Consider the following 15,923-nt stretch of genomic DNA (forward strand, 5'->3'; position numbering starts at 1 on the left):
CCATCTCAGCCGCCATCCGATCCTGGGGGCGCGGGCGTAGCGGTACACCCTAGCTTCCACCGAGGAACGGCCTGCGCTCACCCGAACGCGGCCACCGCCTCCGCGATCACCGCGTAGACCCGGTCGAGGTCGTCCGCGCCGATGCAATAAGGCGGCATGACGTAGAGCGTGTCGCCGAGCGGGCGCAGCAGCACGTCGCGCTCGCGGAAGAAGGCCATCAGCCGCGGCGCGCGATCGGAGAGATAGCCCGCCCCCTCGCCCAGCTCGAGCGCCGCGATCGTGCCGAGCGAGCGGGTCGCGCTCACCCCCGGCAGCGCGGCGAGCGCCGCCACGCGCTCGGCCTGCGCCGCCGCCAGCGCCGCGACGCGCTCGCGCACCGGCTCGTCGCGCCAGATCGCGAGATTGGCGCAGGCGGCGGCGCAGGCGACCGGGTTGGCGGTGTAGCTCGACGAGTGGAAGAACATGCGCGCACGATCGGTGCTGCGATGCGCCTCGAACAGCGGCTCGCGCGCCATCGTCACCGCCAGTGGCACCGCCCCGCCGGTGAGCCCCTTGGAGAGGCAGAGGATGTCAGGGACCACCCCGGCCTGCTCGCACGCCAGCAACGTGCCGGTGCGGCCCCAGCCCGTCATCACCTCGTCGGCGATGAAGAGCACGCCGTGCCGCGCGCAGATCGCGCGCATCTCGGCGAGCACCGCCGCCGGGTAGAACAGCATCCCCCCGGCGCCGAGCACCAGCGGCTCGACGATGAACGCCGCCGCCCCGCTCGCGCACGCCTGCTCGAGCGACTCGAGCGCCGTCCGCTCCGCGCCGGGTGCCGGGAAGGGGATGGTGCCGACGTCGAACAGCAGCGGCGCGTACGGCCGGTTGAACACGCCGCGCGCGCCGACCGACATCGCCCCGATCGTGTCGCCGTGGTAGCTGTGCGCCATCACCAGGATGCGGGTGCGCGGCGCGCCGCGCGCGTGCCAATAGCCCAGCGCCATCTTGAGCGCGACCTCGACGCTGGTCGACCCCGAGTCGGAGAAGAAGACCCGGGTCAGCTCCGCCGGCATGATCGCGGTGAGCCCGCGCGCCAGTTCCTCGGCGGGCTCGTGCGTCCAGCCGGCGAAGATGATCTGGTCGAGCCGCTCGGCCTGGTCGCGGATCGCGGCGACGATGCGGGGGTGGTTGTGGCCGTGCGTCGTCACCCACCAGGACGAGATCGCGTCGATCACTCGGCGCCCGTCGGCGGTGTGCAGCGCCGCGCCGTCGCCGCGTGTCACGAGGGGGATGGGCTCGCCGAGACCGTGCTGGGTGAAGGGATGCCAGATCGGCGAGTCGCTCATCGGAACGCCGCCGTGTCGAAGGAGGCGGCGAAGGCCGCCGCCAGCGCGGCCGCGTCGAGCCGCGGCAGCAAGGGCAGCCGACCGAGCCGGCGCACGCCGCCGACCGCGGCGATCGTCGCCTCGCTGTCCTCCTGCGCGTCGCCGACGAAGGCGACGCCGAGCAGCGACACGCCGCGCGCGCGCAGCGCCTCGATCGAGAGCAGGCTGTGATTGATCGTGCCGAGCGCGGTGCGCGCGACCAGCACGGTGGGGCAGGCCCAGCGCGCGATCTGGTCGGCGAACAGCCAGTCGCGCGTCAGCGGCACCAGCGCGCCGCCGGCGCCCTCCACCACCAGGTAGCCGTCCATCCGAGGCAGCGCCAGCCGCGCCGGGTCGATCGCGACGCCGTCGAGCTCGGCGGCGCGGTGCGGCGAGCAGGGCGTGGTGAGCCGATAGGCCTCGGGCACGATCCGCGCGCGCGGCACGCCGAGCGTCTCGACGCTCGCCGCATCGCTGCCGTCCTCCAGCCCCGCCTGCACCGGCTTCCAGTAGGACGCGCCGAGCGCGACGGTCAGCGCCGCCGCGAACACGGTCTTGCCGACGCCGGTGTCGGTCCCGGTGACCGCGATCGCGCTCATCGCCGCGCCTCGGCCAGCGCGTCGGCGAGCGAGTCGATCTCGGCCGCGCCGACATGGAGCGTCAGCGACAGCCGCAATCGCGCACTGCCCGCGGGGACCGTCGGCGGCCGGATCGCGCGCACGTCGAAGCCCCTCTGCTGCATCGCCGCGGCTAGGTCGAGCGCGGCGCGGTCGTCGCCGATCAGCAGCGGCATGACCTGCGTGCCCGTCACGGTCGCACCGAGCGCGTGAAGTCGCGCGCCCGCGTGCGCCACCAGCGCGTGGAGCCGCGCGCGGCGCTCGGGCTCGTCGGCGAGGATCGCCAGCGCGGCGCGCGCCACCGCGGCGGCGAGCGGGGCGGGCGCGGTCGAGAAGATGAAGGGCCGCGCGCGCGCCACCAGGAAGTCGCGCACCAGCCGCGATGAACAGACCAGCGCGCCCTCGCAGCCGAGCGCCTTGCCGAAGGTCTTGAGCGTGATGACGTTGTCGCGCCCGTCGAGCGACTCGGCGAGGCCACGCCCCCGGTCGCCCCACACGCCGGTGGCGTGCGCCTCGTCGATCACGAGGATCGCGTCGTGTTGCTCGGCGACGGCGGCGAGATCGGCGAGCGGGGCGCGGTCGCCGTCCATGCTGTACAGGCTCTCCACCGCGATCCAGGGCGTGCCGGTGCCGCCGCGCGCGCGCCACCCCGCGATCGTCGCCGCTACCGCACCCGCGTCATTGTGCGCGGCCGCTACCGTCTCCGCGCGGCCCAGTCGCATCCCGTCGTGCGCGCTGGCATGGACGAGCGTGTCGTACACCACTAGGTCGCCCGCCTGCGGCAGCGCCGCGAACAGCGCGCAATTGGCGGCATAGCCGCTGCCGAAGAACAGCGCGGCGGCGCTGCCGAAGAAGCGTGCGCCCTCCTGCTCCAGTGCCTCGTGCTCGGGATCGTTGCCGCGCAGCAGCCGCGAGCCGCCCGAGCCGAGCGCCACGCCGCGCTCCAACGCCGCCGCCGCCGCCTCGCGCAGGCGCGGCGAGGAGGCGAGCGCGAGATAGTCGTTCGAGGAAAAGTCGATGCCGCGGCGCGGCGCGAGCGTGCGGAGGCGGTCGCGCGCGGCGAGGTCGGCGAGATGGTCACGGTGCGAAGCGAGCTGCATCGCGGCGCCTATAGGTCGCCGCGGCGGGCAAAGGCCAGCCGGCGCGGCGAGCCGAGGCTGCGGCGGGGCGCGGCACGACGACGCGCGCGCGACGTTCTGTCCGACATGACACGACGCTCTTATTCCGCCGCCGCGCCGGCGCTCGCCGCGGTCGCCGTCGCGGGTGCGCTGGCCGGCTATGTCTACGCCAGCCGGCGCCCCGCTGCCGCGACCTATCCGCCGCTCGACGTACCCAAGCCCTTCGCGGACGATGTCTGGCTGGTCGACAGCGGGCCCATCCACGCCGGCGGCCTGACGCTGCCCGTGCGCATGACGGTGATCCGGCTCGCCGACGGTGCGCTGCTGCTCCACTCGCCCACGCCCTACACCCCCGCGCTGGCGGCGGCGCTGGAGGCGCTCGGGCCGATACAGCACCTGGTCGCACCCAATGTGGCGCACTGGACCTATCTGCCGCGCTGGCAGCGCGCTTTCCCACGCGCCACCCTGTGGGCGGCGCCCGGCCTCGCCGAGCGCGCCCAGGTGCGCCGCGCCGGGCTGCGGATCGACGCGGTGCTCGGCGCGGCGCCGCCGGCCGCATGGGCCGGCGCGATCGACCAGGGCGTGGTCGAGGGCGGCGCCGGCTTCCGCGAGGTCTGGTTCGTCCACCGCGCGAGCCGCACCCTGGTGCTGACCGACCTGCTGCAGAACCTCGCGGCCGAGCGGCTGCCCGCGATCACCGCGCTGGTGGCGCGGGCCACTCGCGGCACCGCCGGCACCACTCCGCTCTACCTCCGCGCGGCGCTGCGGCTCGGCGGCGAGCCGATGCGCGCGGCGATCCGCGCGATGGTGGCGCTGGCGCCCGAGCGCGTGGTGATGGCGCACGGCGCGCCCTTCGACAGCGGCGGTGCGGCGCGGCTGCGACGCGCCTTCGCCTGGGTCTGAGCGGCCGATCAGTCGAAGCGGACGATCGCCTTGAGCACCGCGTCGGCCGCGTCGATCAGTTCGGGCAGGCGCCGCGGCAGGTCCGGCGCGTCGATGCTGTGGGTGTGGAGCGCCCCGGTCGCGATCGTGCCGTCGCGGATCGCCGCGATGACGCGCGCGAAATCGGCGGCGAGCGCGTTGCGGCTGGCGATCAGGGTCGTCTCGCGCTTGTGGAACTCGGGGTCGGCGAAGACCAGGTCGCCTTTGACCACGCTCACCAGCACGTAGCTGCCGCCGTGCGCGACCTGCTGGAGCCCGTCGCGCATCGCGGCGAGATTGCCGGTCGCGTCGAACACGGTCTCGAAGAAGTCGCCGCCGGTCATCGCCGCGAAGCGCGCCTGCGCGTCGTCGTCGGCGAGCACCAGCGAGTCGAAGCCGAAATCGCGCGCGGCGCGATCCAGCCGCGGCTGACGCGAGTCGCACAGCGTCACCGCGGCGCCGTCGAGCCGGGCGAAGAGCGCGGTACCGAGCCCGATCGGCCCCGCGCCCTTCACCAGCGCCCGGCTGCCCGGCCGGAGCCGCGCGCGCGCCACCGCGTGCGCGCCGATCGCGAGGAACTCGACCATCGCCGCCTGCTCGGGCGTGAGGCCGGTGGCGTCGATCGCGGCGCGCTCGGGCACCGCGATCAGCTCGGCCATGCCGCCGTCGGTATGGACGCCGAGCACCGCCACGTTGGCGCAGCAATTGGGCTTGTCGGCGCGACAGGCGACGCAGTGGCCGCAGGCGAGATAGGGGTTGATCGTCACCGCCTGTCCGGGATGGAAGGCCGAGCCTGCCGGCGCCTCGACGATCTCGCCGGCCAGCTCATGCCCCATCACGCGCGGGTAGCTGAGGAAGGGCTGATCGCCCGCGTAGATGTGGTAGTCGGTGCCGCATAGGCCGACGCGCCGGATCCGGACCAGCAGCTCGTCGCCCGCGCGTGCCGGCGGGTCACGCTCGGCGACGCGCAGCGCGAGCGGTTCGTCGCAGATGATCGTCAGCACGGCGCCAGTCTTCCTCATAGGGCCACGGTCTTGCACCTATGAAATACTGCTCACGCTCATGCAATCGCTATCATGTGCCGGACGATCCGAGCGTCGCCGAGATGTCGCCGGCGGCCGTCTGGAGCAGCGCGCGCGCCGCATCTAGGTCGACCGTCTGCGACCCGTCGATCAGCCGCAGGAAGGGGATCGTCAGCGCGGCGGCGACCAGACCGTCGAAGCCGAACACCGGATAGCTGATGTCGGTCACCCCCAGCGTGATCGGGCTCTTGCGCTGTGCGTGCCCGGCCTTGCGGATCAGTCCCAGCTGGCGGTCGAGTCCGGCGCGATCGAGCGGCGCGCCATCCTCCGCCGCGCGGGCGATCGCGGCCAGCCGCACCTCCTCGGGGCTGAAGGCCAGCAGGACCTTGCCCGAGCAGCTGCCGATCAGCTCCACGGCAGCGCCGAGCCGGAGCGCGAACCCGCGTGTGCCGGGATTATGCTCCCGCGCGATGACGAGGCCGCTGCCCTCGTTGAGGACCACGAGATGGCACGACTGGCCGGTGTCGACCGCCAGGCGCCGCATCACCGGGCGCGCCGCGTCGACGAGGTTCTCCGCCGGGGTGGAACGATAGGCCAGGTCGAGCAGCTTGTACGCCACCGAGTAGCGGTCGTCCTTGGGCGACTTACGAAGGTACCCGAGCTGCTCGACGACGACGACGATGCGGAAGAGCTCCCCCACCGACCGCTCCAGCAGGACCGCCATCTCGCTCACCAGCAGCCCGCCCGGATAGGATTCGAGCAGTTCCAGGACCTCGAACGCTTTCTCGACCGCCGGCGCCGCGTAGGTCGTCTTTGTCCCCGATGCCACTCGCCCACCCTCGCCCAGACTCTCGGCGTCATGAGAAAGCGCGATGCGGCTGTCAAATGCGACCATGGGCACGCGCCGGGGCGGCGAGGAACTGGTCGTGGCGGGGCAGCGTCGCCACGCCGCGTTCGATCACCGCGCGCATCCTCGCCAGCGACTCACGCGCGACGTCATCAACGGGATTTCATCCCCGTCGCGAGCCACACCTGGCTCCGCACCTGCGGCGATCCTTCCCGCAAAGCACCAGCGAAGCAAAGTTCGTCGGCCAGAATGGCCTTGCTCACTCCCGTCGATCGGGGTTGCCAAATGAAAGCTCGCTTGCAAGTATGATAACATAACGGGTGCCGGGGAGAGCGAGATGATCGGACTGAGCAGGCGAGATCTGGTGACGGCCTCGTTGGGGGCGACGGTCGCGGCGAGCACCGCGCGGGCGACACCGCCCGCGGATCCGCCGCCGCACCCCGATCTCGCGCCGATCACTCCCGGCCGATTCCAGCCGACGGTCGAGTCACTGCTCGGCTATCAGGCGCCCGACTGGTTCCGCGACGCGAAGTTCGGTATCTGGGCGCACTGGGGCCCGCAGGCGGTGCCGCGCCAGGGCGACTGGTACGCGCGCTTCATGTACTGCCCCGGCCACCCGCATTACGCGCATCATCTGAAGACCTACGGCCACCCATCCGAGTTCGGTTACAAGGACATCATCCCGCTGTGGACCGCGGACAAGTTCGATCCCGAGGCGCTGATGACCCGCTACGCCGCGGCGGGCGCGCGATATTTCGTGTCGATGGGCGTCCACCACGATAATTTCGACCTCTGGCGCTCGAAGCACCAGCGCTGGAACGCCACGATGATGGGACCGAAGCGCGACATCGTCGGCGCCTGGCGCGACGCGGCGCGGCGCCGCGGGCTGCGGTTCGGCGTCTCCGAGCATCTCGGCGCCAGCTACAATTGGTGGTACCCCAACCATCTATACGACCAGTTCTGGCCCAAGCTCGGCGTCAGCTACGACGGCGCCGACCCGCGCTACGCCGACCTCTACCACGACAATCGCGACGAGCCGTTCCTCGACAAGCCCGGCACCTGGTACACCAAGAACCCCGCCTATCACGCGCACTGGTACAAGCGGATCCGCGACCTCGTCGACAGCTACCAGCCCGACCTGCTCTATTCCGACGGCGGCCTGCCGTTCGGCACGGTGGGGCGATCGCTGGTGGCGCACCTCTACAACAGCAGCATCGCGCGCCATGGCCGGCTCGACGCGGTCTACGCCTCGAAGGATCTCGGCTCGGGCGAGTTCCACCGCGAATGGGGCGTGCAGGACGTCGAGCGCGGCGTGCTCAAGGGGATCAATCCCTTCCCGTGGCAGACCGACACGTCGAACGGCGACTGGTTCGAGAAGGAGGACGATCGCTACAAGACCCCCGCACAGGTGATCGCGATGCTGGCCGACATCGTCAGCAAGAACGGCAACCTGCTGCTCAACGTCGCGCTGCGCGCCGACGGCAGCCTGCCGCCTGCGTCGTCCGAGCTGCTCGACGAGCTCGCCGCCTGGATGCCGATCAACGGCGAGGCGATCCACGCCACGCGACCGTGGAAGATCTACGGCGAGGGACCGACCGAGGCCGCGGCGGGCAATTTCAAGGAGAGCGGCGACTATGTCGCGCAGGACATCCGCTTCACCGCGCGGCGCGACCGGCTCTACGCGATCACCCTGGGCGCACCGCGCGGCGAGGTGGCGATCGCCTCGCTCGCAGCGGGCAACCCGCACGAGCCGCGCCGCGTGCGCCGGGTGCGGCTCCTCGGCGGCCCGGGGAGCCTCGCGTTCCGCCAGACCGACGCGGCGCTGCTGATCACCTGCCCCGAGCGACTGCCGACGCGTCACGCCAGCGCGTTCGAGATCAGCTTCGCCTGATCGTCCGAATAGCTACCGTCACTGGATGTCGCCGCTCATGCCGCTGAAGCATATCGCCGCGCTCGCGCTCGTCTCCGCCCTGGTAGCGCCGGCCGGCGTCGCCCACGCGCAGCGCGAGGCCGCCTCCCCCGCCGCGGTGCGCACGCCCGAGCTGGACCGGCGGCTGTTCGTCGGCGCCTGCTACCAGCCGATCGACCGCTCGCCCGCGCAGATCGCCGCGGACATCGCGGTCATGAAGCGCGCCGGCTTCAATATGGTGCGGATGGGCGACCTCTCCTGGGACTCGTTCGAGCCGGCCGAGGGCCAGTATCGCCTCGAGTGGTTCGATCGCGTGCTCGACCAGATGCACGCCGCGGGGATCAAGGTGATCCTCGACGTGCCCGGCCTGCCCGCCCCCGGCTGGCTGCACCAGCGCTACCCCGGGGTCGACATCATCTCGCAGGACGGCGCGCGGCGACACGCCGCGACGCGCTACTGGGACGATCTCAGCGACCCCGATTACCGTCGCCGCGTCACCGCGCTGGCGGAAGCGATGCTGACGCGCTGGGGCAAGCACCCGGCGGTGGTGGCGGTGGGCTATGACAATGAGGTGGGCAGCTCGCCGATGTCCTACTCGCCCGGGGTCAAGCAGCGCTTCACCGCCTGGCTGAAGCAGCGCTACGGCACGATCGAGGCGCTCAACGCCGCCTGGGCGACGCAGCGCTGGTCGCGCCGCATCGCCGACTGGGACTCGATCGACCTGCCCTACGGCGAGGGCCCCGGTCCGAACGAGCGCAACCTCGACCTGCACCGCTTCTGGTCCGAGCAGACGATCGCGGCGCTGAGCGAGATCGACGCGGTGCGCGCGCGCGTCGCGCCGCAGCTGCCCGCCATCTCCAACCTGTGGCCCGAGGCGGGCGACAAGGGCTTCGACTATCTGCGCAGTTGGGAACGTTACGCCACGTTCGGCGCGCTCGGCTTCTATCCCGGCGACCCGCTGGGGGCGGCGTTTCAGGTCATGATGATGCGCGCGGGCAGTCCGCGGCCGGTGTGGTTCAACGAGTTCACCGCGGGCGGCGGCGGCGACTATGGCACGCCGGGGCGCTCGCGCATGTGGGCCTATTTCGGGCTGCTCACCTACGCCCAGACGTTCCTCGCCTGGACCTTCAACTCGCATCTCGGCGGCGAGGAGCAGTCGCTGTTCGGGCTGCTCGACCATGACGATCGGCCGTCGTGGAAAGTCGACGAGTTCGCGCGCGTCGCGACCGAGTTCCGCAAGGTGCAGACGCTCGGCTTTCCGCGCCAGGACACGCCACCGGTGGCGATCGGCTACTCCTTCCAGACCAACTGGCTGCTCACCCCGCCGCCGGGGCCGAACACGATGAAGCAGTATTTCGTCGGCAACTATCAGGAGCAGGCGAAAGCGGCGTTCCAGCCTCTGTTCGAGGACAATATCGACGCCGCGGTGATCGACGTCGCGCACGACCCGATCGATCGCTACAAGCTCGTCGTCCTACCCAGCGCCTATGTCATGGACGCGCCCACCGCGGACGCGGTGCGCCGCTACGTCGAGCGCGGCGGCACCGTGGTGATGACCGGCTATTCCGCCAAGGCCGACGTCACCGGCCAGTGGTTCGGCACGCCGCTGCCCGGCCGGCTGAGCGACGTCTTCGGGCTGCGCACCAACGCTTTCTACCGCGCCGCCGCGCCGCTTCGCGTCGCGTTCGCGGGACAGGAACTGACCGGCACGGACCCCTATTACGAGGTGCTCGAGCCGGGCAGCGCGCGCGTGCTGGCGCGTTTCAGCGGCGTGCCGGGCGACCCGGCGGCGATCACCGTCAACCGCTTCGGCAAGGGGCGCGCGATCTACCTGGCCACCGCTCCCCAGGCCACGCTGCTCGGGCCGCTGCTTCGGTCACTCTACGCCGAGCTGGGGATCGCGCGCGGCCCGGTCACGCCACCCGGCGTGGTGGCACGTGCCGTCGGCGGTCGCACCTTATACGTGAACACGCGCGACGAACCGACCACCGTGTCGCTGCCGCGAGCGGGTCGCGACCTGCTGACGGGAGAGACCGTGAGTGGAACGCACACACTCCCCGGCTACGCGGTGGCGCTGGTCGAATGAGCGACCGGCCGGTCGGGCTCGACCGTCCTGTCGAAGGCGCGCGGGGGCGCGCTCGCGTTCAATAGGCGCGACCGACCAGCACGCGCTCCGCCGCCGCCGCGCCGGTGAAGACACAGATACCGTCCGCCGGCGCCTGATCGCTCGGGGCGTTGCGCAGCGTCAGCTTGAGAGCCTTCAGTTTCTCCACCACCGCCTCGAGCGCGGCGCCGGTGGGGCGCGCCCATTGCACCTCGAGCCAGCCCGGGTTGCGCGCGTCGGCCGAGAAATGCGCCTCGACCGCGGCCCAGTCGGCCGCCGGGGTGATCCCCGCGCGCAGCCGCGCGGCCGCCTCGTCGTACAGCGCGCGCTGGATCGTCTCGAGCAGCGCGGGCGCCTCGGCGGCGAAGGCGTCACGCGCGGTACCGACACTGTCGAGCTTGCCGTCGGCGCGATACAGCCGGTCGCGCCGGATCACCGACACGGCACCCGCGGCCATGTCGCGCCCGCCCACCTCGATCACCAGCGGCGCGCCCTTCTTCACCCAGCCCCAGCGCTTGGTGGTGGACTTCACCGGCTTCAGGTCGAGCAGCGCGCGCAGCGGCTCGCCGAACGCGCTCCGGCGCGCGAGCGCCTGCTGCAGCTCACGGCAATAGGCCACCAGCGCCTCGTCCTCGGGCGAGTCGCGCAGCATCGGCACGATCACCACCTGCCAGGGCGCGACGCGCGGCGGCACGCGCATCCCATCGTCGTCGCCGTGCACCATGATCAGCGCGCCGATCGTACGGGTCGACACGCCCCAGCTGGTCGTGTTGGCGAGTTCGAGCTCGCCCGCGTTGTTCTGAAAGCGGATGTTCTGCGCGCTGGCGAAATTCGTGCCGAGGAAATGCGAGGTGCCCGCCTGGAGCGCCTTGCCGTCCTGCATCATCGCCTCGATGGAATAGGTCGCGACCGCGCCGGGAAAACGCTCGTTCTCGGGCTTCTCGCCCGCCACCACGGGCAGCGCGAGGTCGCTCTCGGCGAAGTCGCGATAGACCTCGAGCATGCGCAGCGTCTCCTCGCGCGCCTCGGCGGCCGAGGCATGCGCGGTATGCCCCTCCTGCCACAGGAACTCGGCGGTGCGCAGGAACATGCGCGTGCGCATCTCCCAGCGGACGACATTCGCCCATTGGTTGATCAGCACCGGCAGGTCGCGCCACGATTGCACCCAGCGCGCGAAGGCGTGGCCGATCACCGTCTCCGAGGTGGGACGAACCACCAGCGGTTCCTCCAACTTCGCCTCGGGATCGGGCACCAGCCCGCCCTTGCCGTCGGCGATCAGGCGGTGGTGGGTGACGACCGCCATCTCCTTGGCGAAGCCCTCGACGTGCGCCGCCTCCTGCTCGAAATAGGAGAGCGGGATGAACACGGGGAAATAGCAGTTCTCGTGGCCGGTCGCCTTGATGCGATCGTCGAGCAGGCGCTGGATCCGCTCCCAGATGCCATAGCCCCACGGCCGGATCACCATGCAGCCGCGCACGCCCGATTCCTCGGCCATGTCCGCCTCGGCGATGACGGACTGGTACCAGGCGGCGAAATCGGCCTCGCGCGTGACGGAGAGAGCGTGCTTGATCATGCGGCGGCCGTACACGCGAAGCCGGCCGCCCGTAAACCGTCGCGACGCGCGCTCAATCGTCCTTCACGAAGACGCGGTCGCCGATGAAGATCATGTCGGTGTCGAGTCGCGCCGGCGCGGCCTGGGAACCCAGAGCGAAGAACGCGCGCCGCGTCCTGCCGGCCGCGTCGGTGAAGCTGATCGTGTGGCGCGCGACGCGGTAGCGCCCGCCCGCGACGGGGCGGCGACTGTAGGCGGCGACGTTGGCCCCCGAGGCGCCCGCGCTCGAGCTGTCGCTGAAGCGACCGTCGCGGGTGAAGGCGATGTTGGTCTGCGCGGCGATCGCCATCGTGCCGCCCAGCGCCGAATCGCCTCCGCCCGACACGCGCTTGTACGGCCGCTCCAGCGCACCGCCCGCGGCCTCGGCGGGAAAGGCCTTGAAGAAGCTGCCCTGCTGCAGTCGATGATCGCTGGTGCGCCCGCGCTCGTCGGTAAGCAGGAACGTGTGTGCCTCGCGCTTCCACTGGCCCCAGGCGCGCGGCGCGCGCGCGCGGCTGGCGGCGAGGTCCACGTCCTCCAGCGCCGGCCCCTCGATCGCATAATAGCGCCCGTCGCGGAACAGCACGATCGGCTCGAAATCCTGGATCACCATGCCGCCCACGCCGAAGCTGGTATAGGATCTGAAGTACACCCCCTCCACCTGCGCCCAGTTGGCGGCGTGCGCCCCCGGCGTCTCGGGCGCGGCGGGCGCGGAGGCGACGGACGCGTCCGGCCCAGCCGCACTCCCGCCGGCGGCCGCGCCAGCGCGCGGGGTGAAGCCCGCCGCGCCCAATTCGACTTGGCGCAGGTCGACGCGCAGCAACTGCGCCGCCTCCGCGGCGATCGCGTCGCTCATCCGCCGCCGTGCCGCCGCGCCGCCGCTCGCCACCGCCTTCATCCGCGCGTCGACCACGAGCGTCTGGAGCAGCATCGTGTCGGCCAGGTCCTGCTTCTCGGCGTCGCTCAGCCGCGCGACGCTCGGGCCGAGCTTGCCCGCGATCTGCCGCGCCGCGCCTTGCACCAGCGCGGGATCGGTCTGGCGCCCGACAATGTCGTGCGCCGCCTCCCAGGCGGTGACCCAGTAAGCCGCGGTCATGTCCGCGACGTCGTCCGGGCGGATCGCCAGCCGTCGGAACTCGGGCGCGAGCAGCGTCAGCAGGTCCTGCGCGAAGGCCTTCTCGAGCGCGGTGCCGAGCGCTGGCGACCGGCGGCGATAGGCCGCGATCAGCTTGCGCTTGTTGTCCTCGAACCGCGCAGGGTCGCGCGCGAAACGAGTGGCGACGGTCGAAGCGGCGGCGATGGCCGCCGGCGGCGGCGCCACGCCGGCCAGGATCAGCGCCATCGCCGTCAAGCGCATCGCCCGTCCGGCGCCCAGTGCGATCCGCATCCGCCCCGCTCCCGTCCGTCGCCCCGCGATGCCCGTCCCCGGCGTGGCGTAGCGCGAGGGCCTTTGATAGCGCGCGGCCGGCGCGACGCGGCGCGCGGTTCGCCCGCCGCGACCGGCCGAGCCGCGCGCGACGGCACCGACCGCCGGCTGCCGCCTTTCGTCGCGACGTCGCACGCTTCCGGCCCACAGGCCGCGAATTCTCGCTAAGGCACGCGCGTGGCATCCGATCGCATCCTGCTCGCCGTGGCGCTGCGGCTCACCTCGGTGGCGCTGTTCGCGCTGATGAACACGTGCATCAAGCTCGCCGAGGCGGGCGGCGCGCATCTCGCCGAGATCCTGTTCTGGCGCCAGTGCGGCGCCGCGCTCCTGGTCACCGCGGTGGTGGGCGTCGGCCCCGGTTTCGCGACGCTGCCGACGCGGCGCTTCGGCGCGCACCTCGCGCGCGCGACGGTGGGTCTGATCTCGATGGCATTCACCTTCTACGCGCTCACCGTGTTGCCGCTGGCGAAGGCCACCACGATCGGCTTCTCGATGCCGATCTTCGCCACCGTGCTCGGCGCGCTGGTGCTGCACGAGCCGACCGGCTGGCGCCGCTGGGCGGCGGTGGCGGTGGGCTTCACCGGCGTGGTGATCGTGGCGCAGCCCGGCGGGCGCGAGATACCGCTCCACGGCGCGCTCAGCGGGCTGCTCGCGGCGGTGCTGACCGCGGTGGTGACGATCCTGCTGCGCACGATCGGGCGTACCGAGAGGCCGCTGACGACGGTGTTCTGGTTCTCGACCCTGTCGCTGGTGCCGCTCGGCATCGCCTATGCGATCTGGGCGCAGCCGCACACGCCGTGGCTGTGGGTGGTGCTGGTGTCGTGCGGGCTGCTCGGCGGCGCGGCGCAGGTGGCGATGACGAGCTCGCTCGCCTTCGGGCCAGTGTCGGCGGTGGTGCCGATGGACTATACCTCGCTGCTGTGGGCGACGCTGCTCGGCTGGCTGGTGTTCGGCCACCTGCCCGATCGCGCCACCTGGGTCGGCGCGCCGGTGATCGTCGCGGCGGGCCTGTACATCGTCTGGCGCGAGCATGTCCGCCGCCGCGAGGAGACGCGGCAGGCCACGGCGCAGGGGATCGCGTGAGCGGGCGCGGCCCGCTGCCGCGGGCCGGTCCTATCCCGCGCTTTGGCGCAAGCGCCCGGTGAAGAGCGAGGCGCTCTGCCGCAGCGTATCCGCGCGCTGATTCAGCTCGTGCGCCGCCCGGTTGACCGCGCGCGCCATGGTCTCCGACGAGCCGACCAGGCGCGTGAGGTCCGCGATCGCCACGTCGGCCTCGGCCACCTCGGCCTCGGCCGCCGAGGCGATGCGGCTGATCGCGCGGACGATCGCCGCCTGCGCGTCGAGCGCGCGGTGCGACGAGCCGGTGGCCGCGGCGGAGGCGCACATCATCTCGCCGATCGTCTCGGCGCCCGTCGCGGCGATGTCGCCCTGTCCCTTGATCTCGCGCAGCACGCCCGCGATCTGCGCCACCTGCCGCGCGGTCGACTCCGCCAGCTGCTTGACCTCGTCGGCCAGCACCGCGAAGCCCAGCCCGGCGGCACCCGCCCGGCTCGCCTCGATCCGGGCGTTGAGCGCGAGCAGGTTGATCCGCGCCGCGATCTCCGCCACCGAGGCGATCACGTCCTCGACCCCGCTGGCGTGCCCGGCGAGCTGCTGGAGACGTGCCACCAGCTCGGTGCCGACCTGCTGCGCGCGCTGCGTCACCTCCGCGGCGCGGTGGATGTCCGACTCGAGGCTGTGGGTGGCGATCTCCAGCTGCGCGCTGTCGGCGACGACGCGGCCGACCACCGCCGCGGTGGAGCGCGCGCGCTCCGAGGCGATCGCGGCGGCGCGGTCGCCCGCGACGGCCTCGCGCTCGAGCGCCGACGCCTGGCGGTCGAGCGTGTCGGCGATGGCGACGATCGGGCTCAGCACCGAGCTGAACTCGCGCTCGAACAGCGTCAGCGTGCGCGACGATTGTTCCTGCACCTCGCGCCTGTGCGAGCGCTGTTCGCGGTCGCGCTCGTCGGACAGTCGCGCCACCGCCCGCTCCTTCTCGCCCAGGCGCTGGATCAGCGACTCGGCCGCGGCCTGGGCGCTGACTGCCGCCTCGGTCGCCGCGCGACTCTTCTGCGCCTCGCGCACGGCGGCGCGCCGTTCGGCGCGCAGCAGCCGTGCCAGGTGGCGGGCGCGACCATATTGCACCACGCCGATCACCAGCGTCATCGTGACGAGCAGCAGCGTCGGCAGCGTCGCCGCGCGCAGCATGGCGCGTCCCGGGCGCGCCGCGCGCCACGTCAGCCGCCCGCGCGCGCCGGGGCGACGGAGCACGTCGACCTGCGGCGCCGCGCCCCCCGTCGCGTCGCGCACCCAGCGCAGCGCGTCGACGCTCATCGCGGCGCCGATCTCGGCGGTGACACCGCCCGCGATCGGCTGGAGCAGGATCAGGTAGCGTCCCTCTACCGTCGCTCTCTCCAGCGCGGCGGTCGTCGGCCGGATCCGCGCCACGCCGAAGAAAAAGGGATCGCCGCCGAGCTCGACCCGCGCGACCTGCGGCAGGTCGCTGCGGTCCGCCCGCGCGATCTCGCGCGCCAGGTCGATACCCGCGACGTCGCGCAGCGCGGGGGACCGTCCCTTCGACCAATAAGCGTATCGCTGCCGCTGGGCACGATCGACGATGAAGACGCCGCTCATCGGGACCGTGAAGGTCTCCCACACACCCGAGCCGAGATTGGCCTCGAGCCAGTCCATGTCGGTGCCGAGCGCGGCGTGGCGGTACAGGTCGTCCCACAGCGCATAGCCCTTGAGCCAGCTGCGGAACGCCACCGCCTTGGCACCGAGCGCCTGTTCGATCGCGCGGGTGGTGGCGGCGGTCTGCGCGCGGTCCTGGTCGCGTGCCTGGACGAGACCGAAGCCGCAGAGCGCGGCGATCAGGATGACGGCGGCGACGGCGTAGCTGAGGACGATCTGCCCCTCGAACGAGAGCTGGCGACCGCGCAACGGCCATGATCTAGCCAATGCTCGGCCTCCCCGGTCACCTCGT

At 72.3% G+C, this 15,923-nt stretch carries 12 protein-coding genes; 4 read left to right on the plus strand and 8 right to left on the minus strand.

Translation table 11 applies throughout. The annotated features are described in order from the left end of the window. Positions 1 to 77: 77 nt before the first annotated feature. The 3 genes from KZ813_RS05510 to KZ813_RS05520 are packed head-to-tail and all read right to left on the minus strand — an operon-like array spanning position 78 to position 3,063. Positions 78 to 1,328, minus strand: a complete 1,251-nt coding sequence (locus KZ813_RS05510) for an adenosylmethionine--8-amino-7-oxononanoate transaminase (RefSeq protein ID WP_219753968.1) — start codon at positions 1,326 to 1,328, stop codon at positions 78 to 80. Further along, positions 1,325 to 1,945 carry a dethiobiotin synthase gene (bioD, locus tag KZ813_RS05515; protein WP_219753969.1) on the minus strand — a complete coding sequence of 207 codons (621 nt, stop codon included), beginning with the start codon at positions 1,943 to 1,945 and terminating at the stop codon, positions 1,325 to 1,327. The genes KZ813_RS05510 and bioD overlap by 4 nt, the downstream gene beginning before the upstream one ends. Then, a complete protein-coding gene (locus tag KZ813_RS05520; RefSeq protein ID WP_219753970.1) occupies positions 1,942 to 3,063 on the minus strand; it encodes an 8-amino-7-oxononanoate synthase in 1,122 nt (373 codons plus the stop codon). The genes bioD and KZ813_RS05520 overlap by 4 nt, the downstream gene beginning before the upstream one ends. A 105-nt stretch (positions 3,064 to 3,168) precedes the next feature. Here KZ813_RS05520 and KZ813_RS05525 point away from each other — a divergent pair, with 105 nt between their 5' ends. Continuing rightward, on the plus strand, positions 3,169 to 3,984 hold the full coding sequence (locus KZ813_RS05525; RefSeq protein WP_219753971.1) for a DUF4336 domain-containing protein: 816 nt from the start codon (positions 3,169 to 3,171) through the stop codon (positions 3,982 to 3,984). Positions 3,985 to 3,992: 8 nt separating this feature from the next. On the opposite strand, the gene KZ813_RS05530 is transcribed toward KZ813_RS05525, so the two are convergent. Both KZ813_RS05530 and KZ813_RS05535 read right to left on the minus strand, forming a co-directional pair. Then, positions 3,993 to 5,024, minus strand: coding sequence for a zinc-binding alcohol dehydrogenase family protein (locus KZ813_RS05530; protein ID WP_258046449.1), 1,032 nt, complete (start codon positions 5,022 to 5,024; stop codon positions 3,993 to 3,995). Between the two features lie 52 nt (positions 5,025 to 5,076). Further along, positions 5,077 to 5,853 (minus strand): IclR family transcriptional regulator, encoded by a 777-nt coding sequence (locus KZ813_RS05535; RefSeq protein ID WP_308461792.1) that lies wholly within the window; start codon positions 5,851 to 5,853, stop codon positions 5,077 to 5,079. Positions 5,854 to 6,235: 382 nt separating this feature from the next. On the opposite strand from KZ813_RS05535, the gene KZ813_RS05540 reads away from it, so the two are divergent. Together KZ813_RS05540 and KZ813_RS05545 are read left to right on the plus strand one after the other, a co-directional pair. Further along, positions 6,236 to 7,762, plus strand: a complete 1,527-nt coding sequence (locus KZ813_RS05540) for an alpha-L-fucosidase (protein ID WP_308461793.1) — start codon at positions 6,236 to 6,238, stop codon at positions 7,760 to 7,762. 25 nt (positions 7,763 to 7,787) lie between these two features. Further along, positions 7,788 to 9,866 (plus strand): beta-galactosidase, encoded by a 2,079-nt coding sequence (locus KZ813_RS05545; RefSeq protein WP_258046450.1) that lies wholly within the window; start codon positions 7,788 to 7,790, stop codon positions 9,864 to 9,866. 58 nt (positions 9,867 to 9,924) lie between these two features. Here KZ813_RS05545 and KZ813_RS05550 read toward each other — a convergent pair whose 3' ends face one another. Continuing rightward, positions 9,925 to 11,457 carry an aminoacyl--tRNA ligase-related protein gene (locus KZ813_RS05550; RefSeq protein WP_219753974.1) on the minus strand — a complete coding sequence of 511 codons (1,533 nt, stop codon included), beginning with the start codon at positions 11,455 to 11,457 and terminating at the stop codon, positions 9,925 to 9,927. Positions 11,458 to 11,509: 52 nt separating this feature from the next. Next, entirely contained in the window at positions 11,510 to 12,862 is a 1,353-nt protein-coding gene (locus KZ813_RS05555; protein WP_219753975.1) for a DUF6683 family protein, read from the minus strand. A 216-nt stretch (positions 12,863 to 13,078) separates the two neighbouring features. On the opposite strand from KZ813_RS05555, the gene KZ813_RS05560 reads away from it, so the two are divergent. Beyond that, positions 13,079 to 13,984: a DMT family transporter gene (locus KZ813_RS05560; protein ID WP_219753976.1), complete on the plus strand. Its 906-nt coding sequence runs from the start codon at positions 13,079 to 13,081 to the stop codon at positions 13,982 to 13,984. 30 nt (positions 13,985 to 14,014) lie between these two features. On the opposite strand, the gene KZ813_RS05565 is transcribed toward KZ813_RS05560, so the two are convergent. Then, positions 14,015 to 15,880 (minus strand): methyl-accepting chemotaxis protein, encoded by a 1,866-nt coding sequence (locus tag KZ813_RS05565; RefSeq protein ID WP_219753977.1) that lies wholly within the window; start codon positions 15,878 to 15,880, stop codon positions 14,015 to 14,017. Between the last annotated feature and the right edge of the window lie 43 nt (positions 15,881 to 15,923).

This window comes from Sphingomonas folli (assembly GCF_019429525.1).
GTDB classification, from domain to species: domain Bacteria; phylum Pseudomonadota; class Alphaproteobacteria; order Sphingomonadales; family Sphingomonadaceae; genus Sphingomonas; species Sphingomonas folii.

Coding starts and splice junctions, on each gene's coding strand:
- KZ813_RS05520 (WP_219753970.1), bottom strand. CDS start 3,063: ATGCAGCTCGCTTCGCACCGTGACCATCTCGCCGACCTCGCCGCGCGC.
- KZ813_RS05510 (WP_219753968.1), bottom strand. CDS start 1,328: ATGAGCGACTCGCCGATCTGGCATCCCTTCACCCAGCACGGTCTCGGC.
- KZ813_RS05555 (WP_219753975.1), bottom strand. CDS start 12,862: ATGCGGATCGCACTGGGCGCCGGACGGGCGATGCGCTTGACGGCGATG.
- bioD (WP_219753969.1), bottom strand. CDS start 1,945: ATGAGCGCGATCGCGGTCACCGGGACCGACACCGGCGTCGGCAAGACC.
- KZ813_RS05550 (WP_219753974.1), bottom strand. CDS start 11,457: ATGATCAAGCACGCTCTCTCCGTCACGCGCGAGGCCGATTTCGCCGCC.
- KZ813_RS05530 (WP_258046449.1), bottom strand. CDS start 5,024: ATGAGGAAGACTGGCGCCGTGCTGACGATCATCTGCGACGAACCGCTC.
- KZ813_RS05525 (WP_219753971.1), top strand. CDS start 3,169: ATGACACGACGCTCTTATTCCGCCGCCGCGCCGGCGCTCGCCGCGGTC.
- KZ813_RS05545 (WP_258046450.1), top strand. CDS start 7,788: ATGTCGCCGCTCATGCCGCTGAAGCATATCGCCGCGCTCGCGCTCGTC.